We start from the raw sequence: 12,145 nt of genomic DNA on the forward strand, positions 1-12,145 counted from the left end.
TCACTCCCCGAGGAGCGCGTCCAGGTCGCGCAGGTTGTAGGCGACCGCCTCGGCGACCCGCTCGAACGGCAGGTCCAGGGCGGCGGGCAGGGTGTGCGCCCAGAAGGTGATCAGCTGGTCGGCCCGGTTGCGCGCGCCCGACGGCAGCTTGGGCACCATGATCTCCAGCAGGCCGAGCTGGTCGGCGGACATGCCGGTGACGAGGTGGTAGAGCGGGTCCGGCACGCTCGGGGCGCCCGCCAGGCCCTTCGGGGTGGCGTTCATGAGCTGCTCGCTGACCAGGCTGCGGAACTCCTCGTCGCCGCCGATCACCCACTGCTCGTAGGCCCGCAGCATGCTCGGCCACGAGGAGGCCTTGCCGTACCCGGTCAGAGGGAGCGTCATCGAGCCGCCCTCGACGTCGATCCGGATCCGCGCCGGCGAGCTCAGCTCGCCCTCCACCACGCTGACCCGGCCGTTCCACAGCAGGCAGAGCAGCCGGTGCAGGATCCGGACCCGGTGCTCCTCGGTCGTGGCCAGGTAGCCGAAGTCGTAGCCGAGCCGCTGGCGCCACTTCAGGTGGTCCTGCGGCCGTTCGTCGCGCAGCGCGTCGGCCCAGCTGTGCAGCACCTCGCGCAGCTCGCGGACCTGGGTGACGCTCATTGAGGTGCGCAGTTGCACGACGGTCACCGAGTCGGCGTCGATGTTGCGGAAGTCGGGCACGCCCGGCAGGTCGATCCGGTCCTTGAGGAACCGTTCGAGGGCGGGATCCTTGGCCGGCGCCGGATAGGAGACCAGCACCTTCAGGTCGCCGGTGCCGTCGGGGGTGAAGCCGCCCGGCACCAGGTCGGCCAGCTTGAGCTGGAACTGCCGTACGTGCGGGTCGTCGCCGCCGCCGGAGGCGGCCTGGGCGAGGATGTCGGCCAGGGAGGGCAGCAGCGGCTGCTCGCCCAGCGCGGCGGCCTCGTCCTGGTCCTTGAAGAGCTTCTTGACCTCCAGCTTGAGCCGGTCGCGCACCCAGGTGAGCGCGTCGGCCGGCTTGCCCGTCCGCCAGGCCAGGTCGTAGGCGTGCCGCCAGCCGTCCGGGCTGATCAGCGCGTTGGCCACGGCGGCCTCCCCGTCGGTGGGGCGCAGCAGCTGGCGGGAGACGAAGACGTCGACGAAGCGGCGGACGACCGCGTCGTAGAAGGACTCCGCGCCCGCGGGCGGCAGCAGGTGGTAGACGCCGACGCGGGTCTCGTAGAGCTCGCCGGCCCGGCGCGCGAAGCGCTCGGCGTCGGCCTCGGCGTGCTCGGCGAAGACCTGCGTGAACTCGCGCACCTCGCGGATGAGCTGCTTGCGGCGCGGCTCCCAGCGGGGCATCTGGTCGGCCCACGCCCGGTGCCAGAGCGCCTGGCTGCGCCACAGGTACCAGGTGTCCTGGTCGGCGATCGACGCCTGGACCTCGGGGTCGGTCCACTGCGCCTTGCGCAGCAGCCGGTCACGCATCGGCCGCGGCTGCGGCGGGGCCTCGGTCATGTTGTCGTACGGCTTGCGAGGCTGCGCCCTGCGGTGGTCCAGGAGCCCGGCGAAGCCCAGCCGGTCGGCCTCGTGCACGTCGCCGGGCAGGCCGACCACCACCCGCCGCAGCCGGAACGGGTCGACCTGGCCGAGCGCTTCGAGGGCGCCGCGGCGCACGTCCATCTCCTGGGCCAGGGTCGGCACGACGCGGTTGAGCTGCCGTTCGAGCGAGGCCAGGTTGTCCTCCATCGCCCGCATCCGGTTGGCCAGCGACTTCTGGATCTCGGCCGCGCCGGTGGCGGGGCGGACGTCCGGCAGCGGCAGCGGCTCGCGGGTGTTGAGCGGTTCGAGGTTGGTGGTGGTGAACATGCGCCGGATCTCGTCGACGTTGCTCTCGGCGGCGCCCGGCGGCACGGCTTCGAGCTGCGTCACCGCGCGGGCCAGCAGCCGGGAGCTGACCAGGTCGGCCAGCTCCTCCACGGGGACGGTCATGGAGGAGACGAACGCCGTGGAAACGCCCCGGTTGCCGATGCCGGAGGCCGCCGCCACCTCGCGTTCCACGGCCCGGTTGATGAAGTCGTCGGCGAAGGAGGACTCGCCGCGGTCCTCCATGCCGCCGCCCTCGCCCGAGCCGCGCGGCTGGGTGCCGGCCAGCGAGACGATCAGGGAGGCGATCGAGCGGTGCAGGTCGTCCCGCTCGACGCCGGGCGGCATGGTGAACAGGAACGCCGTCTGCACGGTGCCGGTGGCCAGCCGTACCTCGCCCTTGCCGGGGTAGCGCACGCCGAGCTCGCCGGCGATGCCCTGCTCGTCGACCTGCGTGCCGGCGTGCGGCGCGTTCTGGTCGTCGACCAGCCGGAACAGGTCCAGCAGGCTGGCTCCGGCATTAAGGCGGGCCCGGCGGCCGCCGCCCTTGCCCTCGGCGAAGGCCGACGGCATGACGACCAGCGGGTAGATCCGCGCCCTGATGTGGTTGCGGGCGAAGGCGTCGCCGATCAGGTGCAGATAGTCGTAGAAGATGCCGCTGCCGGTGCCGCCCGCCACCGAGAAGGCCACGAAGACGTCGCAGCTGCGTCTCAGCCGGCCGCCCAGCGCGGCCAGCTCGCTGCCCGAGTTGCTGATCGCGCCGATGGCGTCGTCGATGCCCTGAACCACCGGCCCGGGGCCGTGCCGCATCCGCTCGAACAGCGCCGCCCTGGCCACCGTGGGCAGCTGCCCGGCGCCGCGCATCAGCGGGGCGACCAGCGGCTCCTGCTCGCGCGGCGGCAGCCAGTCCTTGACGTGGTCGCTCGACGTCGCCCGCAGGCTGCGGGCCACCTCCGGGTAGGAGTCGAATTTCGGCACCACGTCGTGGATCAGGTGGGCGGTCCGGCCGGCAGCCGGGAACTCCCGCTCGGTCGGCACCACCCGGCGCCGGGTGCGGGTCAGCTCGGCCTCGTTGAGGTCGACATAGACGAACTGCAGGCAGGAGGGCAATTCGTAGGGCTGGTAGTTCTGCCAGCTGAAGTTTCTGATCAGGTCCATGCCGTCCGGACCGCACAGCTCGTCCCGCAGCCGCCGCTCCAGCTCCACTCCGACCCGGCAGCCGGTGCCGCCGAGCCCCACGAACATCATCGGATCGAAGATCCTCATGCGCCCCTCACAACAGGTCGTCGCCTGGCATCGGTCTGTGGGTCCTGCTCTGGTACGGCTCCCGCGAGCCGTACACGGGTTGCTCCGCGCCCTTGACCCGGGCGTCGTCGACGCCGAGGAACATGCCGCCGGGCAGCGGGATCGGGCGCCCGGGGCGCAGCGGCTCCAGCTCCTGCCCGGACGGGTCGCGGACCATGACGGTCTGCCCGCCGCCCCGCCGGGCCGTGTAACCGGTGCCGAACGTGCGCACCAGGCGGCCGCCGGAGATCTCGAAGGTGAACTCGGGTCCCTCGCCGAGGGGCGCCTGCATCTTGCTGACGTACGGCTCGCCCGGCCGTTCGAAGAGGTAGAAGGTCAGCTCGCTCGGATCGGCCGCCCGCATCCGCGCGCGCCTCCTGACGAGCAGCAGCGGCAGGGCCACCGCCACGATCAGCAGGAGGACCAGGAGGGCTTGGAGCAGCCGCTGCCACAGCGGGGTGGGCGGCTGGACGTCGACGTCGACGAACTCCTCGGCCACCACCTGCCCGGCCGCGTCGACCACCTGGACCGAGCCGCCGACCGGGCCCTTGGGCGCGTCGGCGCCGATCCGCAGCTTGAGTGCGTGCTCGGAGGCGCCCGCCGGCGCCTGGAACCGCTGGACGGACAGGCTCACCGTGCCCGGGACGTCGATGAGCCGCAGGGCGAGCTGGGCGGGCTCGGCGTCGTTGGTCACCCGTACGGTGCCGGAGACCTCCCCGCCCGGCTCGACGGTGGCCGCGTCGAGCTGCACCTGGGCGCGGAGCCGGTCGGCGGGCCCGGCGACGCGGGTCGCGTACGGGCGCTCGTCGCCGGCGACACCCGGACCGGTGACCTTGCCCAGGAAGGACAGGGCGCCGGTGGCCGAGGCCGGGATGGTGACCTGGCCGGAGTATTCGCCGTCGCCCCGGGCGCGGTCCGGGCCGTCACCCGTGTCGCGCAGGTCGATGGGGAGCTCCTGGAAGCCGTCGCCGGACATCCGGGCGGTGAAGCGCAGGCCCTCCAGCGCCGCCGGGTCGGTGATCGTGCCGGTCCTGGTCTGCAGGCGCAGCCGGACGGCCACCTGCTCGCCGGGACGCGGCCGGGGGTTGCTCAGGGAGATGGAGGCGCGCAGCGCGCCCTGCCAGACGACGGTCGCGCTGACGTCCTGGCGGCTGACACCCGGTGGCGAGGTCAGCCGGACCCGCCACCTGCCGGGCAGCGGGTTGCGGATGCGCAGCGACTCCACCGGGCCGGCCTCGCCGGCGACCTGGAAGGTCGAGTCGTTCTGCTCGCCCTGCTTGGGCACCTGGTTGCCGTCGGGGTCGAAGTAGGTCACCCGGATGCGCCGGTCGCGCTTGACCACCACGATCGAGCCGTCGGTCGCGACGATCGGGATGTTGACCTGGAGGTCGATGGTGGCGTTCGGTTCGAGGGAGTCGGTGACCGACCGCTCGATGCCCGCGCACCGGGCGTAGGCGAACGCCTCGAGCAGGGATCGCTCCACGTCCGCCGAGCTCGCGACCACCCTCGCGCGGGGCGTGGCCGTCTCCTGGTCGCCGCAGGGCTGCCGCCAGCCGCCCGCGGCGAAGGCGTCGAGGCTCGTCTTGTCGGCCGAGCCGAAACCCAGCGGCCAGATCTGCACGTGCGCCTTCTCGGCGTCCCGGAGGCTCCGGTCGATCTGCGCCCGGGCGTTGCGGTTGCGCGCCTGGGCGTCGGCGCCGTACTGCGGGCTGTTCCGTACGTCGAGGACGCCGTCGGTCAGCAGGAACACGATCTTCGCCCGCTGCCGGTCGTCGGGCGTGTTCATGATGTCGAGGGCCTGCTCCAGGGCGGCGGCGTGGTCGGTGTCGCCGCCCTCATTGGCGGCACGGCGGCGCAGCTTCTCCACGCACCGGCTCAGCGACTCGCGGTCCTGGGCCGTCTCCACGCCGGTCAGCGGGCAGGCGATGTCCACGGCCGCCTGGCCGGGACCGTTGGAGCTCCCGAAGCCGACCACGGCCACCTGCGACTGCGGCGAGAGCTCGCTGAGGGCGATGAGCTGGCTGGCGGCCCGTTCACGGGCGACGTCGGAGCCGGACAGGCTGCCGGACTCGTCGACCAGGACGACGACGCGGACGGGTTTGACGTCAGAGGGCTGCGAAGCCCTCGCGGCCGTCGGCAAGAGCACCACAGCAGCGGTTACGGCCAGGGCGAGAAGGGACCTGAGGGATGAAGTGACGCGCACATTTCCTCACAGTTGCCGTTTTACCTATCCGCAGAACGGAGAGAGGCCACCAGAAGTTTCTGCCGCAGTTATGGACGCAACGCAAGTCTGATTAAGTAGGCCCGAAATTCGATTACGATGCAGACATATTGAAATCCTAAGGGGAGAAACGGCGGGTCAGGCGCCGAAGTGACGGAGAGCGGCCCAGATGCGCGGCTGGGCCGGGAAGCGGCGGCGAAGCTCAAGGGCGACGTCGTGCACGTGCCAGGCCGTCGAGCGCTCGCCCGCCTGCCGGCTGACGTCCTGGAGCGCCAGGCGGACCTCCTCCGGCACCGGCCACATGACGGCCACCACCTCGCGGAAGGCCGCCAGCAGGTGCGCAGGCAGCGGCGCCGCGCCGTCCGCGGGCTCGCCCAAGCCGGAGATCACCTCGTGCCGGGGCAGCACCGCGAGCCGGCCCGGCGAGCTCGCCAGCTCCGCCACCTGGTGCCAGGTGCCCTCGAAACGCACCTTGCTCCGGGCCGGTTCATAGGGATCGGTACGCGACAGGTCCGCGGTCCGCACGCTCCTCGCGGCCGGCGTGCGTAGCCCGTCGCGCGTGTCGGCGAGGTAGGAGGAGATGACGTGGTCGAACATCGTCCGTTTGCCGTCGCTCGCCGCGTGCAGGGGGAGGAAGCTCAGGGCGCCCGCCGCCGACCACCACAACCGCCGTCGTTGCTGTCCCGGAGCCCGGCCGAGCCACCCGAGATGGGCCAGTACGGGCTCGCCGACGAGCTGCCACAACCACGCCAGCGTGTCCGCGATCGGCTCGTCGTCGGCCCAGCCTGGCTGTCGCGTGGCGGTGAGCAGGTCGCGGGCGTTCCTGTTGACGTCGTCCAGGCTGACGCCGCTCAGGTGCAGCACCTCGATCCGGCTCGCGTTGAGCACCAGGGCGTCGGTGCGCCGCTCACACACGTTGATCAAGACCATCGGCCCGCGGGGCGCGGGCAGGCCGGGCAGGGTGGACCTGCGGTGGTCCGTCAACCGGCGCAGCCCGGCCTGCGCCAGCCGCAGCGCGCCGGCGGCGTCGCCCCGCTCCAGCTCGACGGCGGCGGCCTCACTGCACAGGGTGGACAGGTCCTCGTCGGCCGCCCGGCCGACCTTCCCGCAGAGGCTGATGGCCTGGGCGTAGGCGGCCGAGGCGCGGTGCCAGCGTCCGGCCGACACCTCGCAGCCCGCCCAGGTCCGGGCCGCACGCAAACGCACCGGCGGCTCGGCGTCGGACTCGGTCAGCCGCTGCAGGTGGTCCGCCGCCCCCCAGAGGTCGTGAACGTCCTGGAAGCTCTCATACCGGGCGATGAGCAGCCGCGACAGGCTCTCGTCGATGCTCGCCGACCGGCTGCCGTCGCGGTCCCGGGCCCTGAGCAGGAGTACGCGGGCGTCGTCGGCGACGCCCGGCCGGCGTTCGATCGCGAACCGTTCGAGCCGCACCTCGCCCAGGTCGTTCAGGACGTCGCAGGCCAGGCGGTGATCGCGGGGCAGCGGCAGGCGGCCCAGCCGGTCGAGTGCCCGCCGCAGCGCCTCCTCCCCCTGCTCCAGGGAGGACGAGGTGCGTTTCAGCCGGAACTCCTCCAGATGGACCCGTCCCAGCCCGGCCCAGATCCAGGCGAGCAGCGGCTCGCCGGCGGCGCAGGAGCGCTGCGCCAGCCGTAGCTGCTCGGCCGCCTCCGCCAGTGTCTCGCCGCGCCCGCTGCGGCGGAACTCGGCCAGCAGATGAGCGCCCAGATCCGCCCGGCAGGCCAGCACGTCGGGGTCGTCGTCCTGGGCGGCAGAGACGGCCCGGCGGAGCAGGCCGATGGCGTGTTCGCGCCCGCTCTCGTCCAGGACGAGCAGGATCCTGGCCAGCGTGCCCGCCATGAGAGGGTGGGCCGGGTCGCGCGGGGAAGGGGCCCGCAAGGCGGTGGCGCAGCGCAGCAGCAGCTCGCGATCGGCAGGCTCGTCGATCCACCGGGCGCTCTCGACGGCGGCCAAGGCCAGGCCGCACACGTCTCGCGGGCGAGCCTCCTGCCCTTCGGCGGCGTCGGGGAAGGTCACCTTGGCCTCGGTGAGTGTCAGCGGGTCGCAGTCCCACCGGAACCGCGTCAGCATCGCCCAGCCGAGGTGGCCGTCGATCACGTCGAGCCCATCCCGGCCGGCCAGTTCGGCTTCGCCCCGTGCGCGGGACAACAGGGCCACGCAGTCGTCGAGCGCGCTCCGGTCATCGTCTTGGCGGGCGCGTGCCAGCAGGGCGACGGCGAGGGAGACCGCGGTGCCGTACCGGCGGGGATCCCCGGGCCGGCGCTCGCGCAGCGCCTCACCCCAGAGCCGCCGCAACGCCGGGACGTCGGCGCCGGAAAGGCCCGGCTGAGCCGGGCCGATCCCCGGCGGCAGCAGCCCGGCGCTCTCGAGATCGGCGAAAGCCTCCTGCAGCGTCCACGGCTCACCGCCGGAACCGGGCGCCACCATGGCCCAGAAGCGCTGCTTGCGCCCGATGCCGGCGGTGCGGCGGCCGATCTCCGCGGACACCGCCGCCCGCACCCGCTGTGCCTCCGCCGCGGGCAGCGCGCTCTGCAGGACGGATCGCACACCGGGCTGGAAGGCGAACGTCTCCGTCTCGCCCTGACGCCGCAACAGGCCGCTCAGCAGGACCTCGGCCATCGGCAGCGGATCGGCCTCGCGGAACATCGAGCGCTGCACCAGCCACATCAGGCCCAGGTCGAGGGGCTCGGTGTAGGACAGGTAGCCGGCCAGGCGGTAGGCGTGCGTGGAGGCGCCCTGGCGGAAACCCGCCACCCGAGTGGCGGCGTCCTGCCGGGACGGCCTGGGGATCTTGGCTGGGGGCGTGCCGCCCGCCATGGTCACGGCGCAGATCAGCCCGTGGTCCAGCGAACCGGTCACCAGCCTGGCCCAGGGCGCCAGCCACGGCCCTTCCGGCCGGATGACGGGGACGGGCGTGCCCTCCGGCTTCTCGCCGGAGAGCGCCTGGAATGTCAGCGAGCGGTTCGCCTGGGCGGGCACCGGAGAGTGCAGCAGCCCCGGAACGGGCGCCAGGGCCGTGCGATCCCACAGCTCCTCCGGCAGCGGGTGCAGGATCGCCGACGGCCCGGCGTCGGCCCATTTGCGCAGCGCGGCGCCGGCCGTGCCGTCACGCCACATCGGCCCGCAGCCGTCGGTCAGCACGAGCGTCAGCCGCCGCCCCGTCACGTCGATCAGCGCGGCCGGATCATGCGACTCCGCGCCCGGCGTGGCCGAGGCGCTGATCCGCACCCGCCCGTCGCTCCCGTGCATGTACCACAGCCGGACGTCGCGGAAGGGGACCTGGAGGAGCAGGTCGTGCAGCTCCCTTGCCAGCGGACGCCAGACCCGCATCGAAACACTCGCGTCCACGACGAAGGCCACGTCGAGCCAGCGGCCCGAGGCCGGCCGCAGGACGGGGGACCAGATCCGCTCGTGCGCGATCCGCTCGACCGTCCGCTCCTCGTCCACGTCGATCTCCCCGCCCGCGTCGACGTATCTGCGGAACGGGCGCAGGGCACGTACGAACTCTCGCGGACGCTCGATCGCGTGCGGATAGGCGAACAGCTCGACCGACACCGCTTCGGCGGCGTCCGGATCCTCGCGCGAGGAGCGCTCGGGCCGTTCCGGCGCAGGGCGCGGCCGGGGCGGCAGACCGCCGGCGATCGCGACCTTCCGCGGCGGTACGGGTGCCGCCGCGGGCGGCCGCCGCGGCGGTTCCGGTTCGGGTTCCGCCGGCGGCTCGTCCGGATGCCGGGGTTCCGGGGCCGCCTGTCGGGCTTCTGCCTGGGGGGTCATGTGCGCGGCGAGCCAGGCCGCGTCGAGCAGTTCGCGGGCGTTCAGGTCGACGCCTCTCGCCCGGAGCAGCTCCAGCCAGCGGTCGAGGCTCATTCCCGCTCCTGTGGCCCGTCGATCGGCTGCATCGCGAGCTTGAGCAGCTGCTCGCGGAGCTTGCGGTCGCGGACGTCCTTGATCATGAAGACCGCCGACAGCAGCTGGTCCACCGGAAACTGCCCGGACTGCGACGACTTGACGAACTCCGCGATCCCGTCCGCCACCGCTTCGTCGGCCACGCCGGGCAGCTGTGCCCGGAGGACCTTGCCCAGGTGAGCCCGCTCCTTGTGGTGCTCGATCCGCAGCTGGAGGCAGCGGCGCAGGAAGGCGGGCGGGAACTCCCGTTCGCCGTTGCTGGTCATGACGATGACCGGGAAGTTCGCGCACCGCACGATCCCGCCGCGGACCTGGACCGACTGCCTCTCCGCGGTGAGGACCTGCGCGGTCTCCTCCTCGGCGGTCATGGGGCGCACCAGCTGCTTGATGGGGAACTCTCCCTCGTCGAGGGCGTTGAGCAGGTCGTTCGGGAGGTCGAAGTCGCCCTTGTCGATCTCGTCGATGAGCACGACCCGCGGTCGCCGGTGCGGGTACAGGGCGGTGCCCAGCGGCCCGAGCTGGATGTAGTGGCCGACCGGTGGCATCGGCTGGCCCCTCTTGGCGAGCTGCGCGTCGTGCAGCCTGGCCACCGCGTCATAGGAGTACAGGCCGTCGACGAGTTTCGAGCGGCTGGTGACCTGCCAGCGGAGCACCGCCCCCAGGCCCAGCTCGTAGGCGATGCGGTAGGCGAGGCTCGACTTGCCGCTGCCCGGATCCCCCGTCACCAGCAGCGGCCGGCGGAGGATGAGCGCGGCGTTGACCATCCTGGCCTCGTCGGTCAGGCCGTCCGGGCCTACGGCGCCCGCCGTCTGGTAGGTCTCCCCGCGCCGAAAGGCCACGCCGGTCAGCTCGGGGGCGTCCGGTGAATCGCCGGACGGACTCTCCGTCGAGAAAGCACGCCAGGGCGGCACCGGCCCGAAGGAATGGCAGACGCGGGGTTGGCCCGAGCCCCTGTATATAGGCCACGTGAACCCATCGACCGGCGACTGCAATTCAGCCTCCTCGGTTCGAGTCTAGGCGGATCAGGAGGAATGGAAAGCGTCATAATCGAAACGCAGATAATCAGCGGTGAAAGGATCGTCGAAAAGCAGGACGAGACCGGCGCCGCAATGGTCCGCCCCGTCGATCTGAGCCTCGCCGCGCAGCTCTCTGACCTTCTCCGGCAGCGTCGCGAGGCGGACGTGCGCGAGCTCCGCGGTGAGGCGGGCCATCCTGACCGCCCCGGGACAGGGCTCAGCGCCGGGGCTCTGCTCCGGCCCCGGGCAGGGCGACCGCCACCACAGCGCGACCGGTACGCCGAGCCCGATCGCGCACCTGAGGAGCTCGTCCGAGCCGCAGGAGAGCATGAACCCGGCACGCTCCTTGATCCGCACCGAGAACCAGCCTGCGCGCTGGCCGGCGGAATAGGTGACCAGCTCATGCCGGCAGCCGATCTGGTGCAGCGGGAGCGGCATAGCGTCCTTCAGCGTCTCCCAGCGGGTGTCGCGCCAGTTCCGGAAACCCCTGCCCGAGGTGTGGTCCCGGACGACGATCGGGAAGCGCGTGCCCAGGGACATGTCCTTCTGCTGCTCCACCAGGCCGGTCCACTCCTCCACACCGAGGTCCAGCAGCTCGCCGGGGAGGTTCAGGTAGACCTTGGGCTCGCCCAGGGCGCGGCCGAGCCTGATCAGCGGGCCGAGGAGATCCCTCTTCAGCGCCTCCTCCAGCTCGCCCCGGCGCAGGGGAACGGGATTGCGGTGCGGGCGGTGGGCGGCCGATTCGGCGATCGCATACCGGTAGAGCGGCGCCCCGGCCTGGCGGGCCTGCAGGTCGAGGCCGACATGGACGGCGACGGCTGGCGCCTCCTCCGGGGGCGGATCCGCCGCCGTGCTCCGCAGCGCGATGCGCCAGGCCCGCTCCTGATCGACGATCTCCGCCCACAGGTCACCGCATTCCAGGAGCCGGTCCCGTTCGCTCTGGCCGAAGATCGGGAGCAGCTCCTTGATCAGGCCCAGCACGGGATGGAGGTCCCGCCCGGCGTCGTCGCCGAACACGTGGTGGGCGATGTCCCAGTAGTCGCGTACGAGGTCCGGCTCGGCCCGTTCCGGGTTGGCCCGGGCGAGCAGCCCGGCCGGATCGTCCGGCGGCGGCTGCCCGGCCAGCAGGATGAGCAGGTCGGCCTCGGCCCGCGCGCGCCTGCCCAGCAGCTTCGCCCGCTCCCTGATCCAGGCCGGGGCGGAGGCGTGGAAGCGGATGTTCTCCCGCCAGATGTGCTGATAGAGGGCGGGCCGCAGCCGCGCCAGCTGGAGGAGGCTCACGGCCAGGCCGCCGAGGTCGTCGTTGGTGCGGCGCGTGGTCTTCATGACGCCGCGGACCGCACCGCTCTTGAGGTGGATCACCGGAGCGCCGGAACAGCCGCCGGTGACCTCCACCAGCTTGATGCGCAGCTCGCACTCGTCGAAGTCGTCCACGAGGGTGGAGGACGGATGCGTGAACCTGAGGCGGTCGCGGCCGTACTCCGCGGGGCGGTAGTTGTCGGCACAGGCCGCGAGCCGGTGATGGTCGTCCAGGTCGGGCAGGCCGAAGCCGATCCAGGCACACGCGCGTTCGCCCGGATCGCCGTCGATCTCCACCACGGCGAGATCGGGCATGGCCCACATCTTCTCCGGGCCTTTCCCCGGCGGCAGGACCTGACGCACCGTGCCGGTCAGCGGCTCATCCCGGCCCGGCCGGACGAGGTCCAGCTTGGCCCCCACGGAGGTGGCTTCGAGCTCGCCCAGCACGTGCGCGCACGTGAGCACGTGCCTGGGCGTGACCAGGAAGCCGGTTCCCCTCAGCGCGCCGCCGTCGTGCCCGCAGACGGCGACGGCGCATCGGTCCAGGAGGGCCATG

Annotated in this window: 5 protein-coding genes; all 5 read right to left on the reverse strand. The window is 72.6% G+C overall.

Annotated features, from left to right (window positions below; translation table 11 throughout):
• Entirely contained in the window at window positions 1-3,111 is a 3,111-nt protein-coding gene (locus ACIBI9_RS46710) for a tubulin-like doman-containing protein (RefSeq protein ID WP_397232782.1), read from the reverse strand.
• 7 nt (window positions 3,112-3,118) lie between these two features.
• Window positions 3,119-5,275, reverse strand: a complete 2,157-nt coding sequence (locus tag ACIBI9_RS46715) for a VWA domain-containing protein (protein ID WP_397232784.1) — start codon at window positions 5,273-5,275, stop codon at window positions 3,119-3,121.
• 213 nt (window positions 5,276-5,488) lie between these two features.
• On the reverse strand, window positions 5,489-9,235 hold the full coding sequence (locus ACIBI9_RS46720) for an SAV_2336 N-terminal domain-related protein (protein WP_397232786.1): 3,747 nt from the start codon (window positions 9,233-9,235) through the stop codon (window positions 5,489-5,491).
• Window positions 9,232-10,113: an AAA family ATPase gene (locus tag ACIBI9_RS46725; protein WP_397232788.1), complete on the reverse strand. Its 882-nt coding sequence runs from the start codon at window positions 10,111-10,113 to the stop codon at window positions 9,232-9,234. The genes ACIBI9_RS46720 and ACIBI9_RS46725 overlap by 4 nt, the downstream gene beginning before the upstream one ends.
• A 183-nt stretch (window positions 10,114-10,296) precedes the next feature.
• Window positions 10,297-12,144: a trypsin-like peptidase domain-containing protein gene (locus ACIBI9_RS46730; RefSeq protein ID WP_397232870.1), complete on the reverse strand. Its 1,848-nt coding sequence runs from the start codon at window positions 12,142-12,144 to the stop codon at window positions 10,297-10,299.
• Window position 12,145: the final 1 nt, after the last annotated feature.

Source organism: Nonomuraea sp. NPDC050451 (assembly GCF_044458585.1).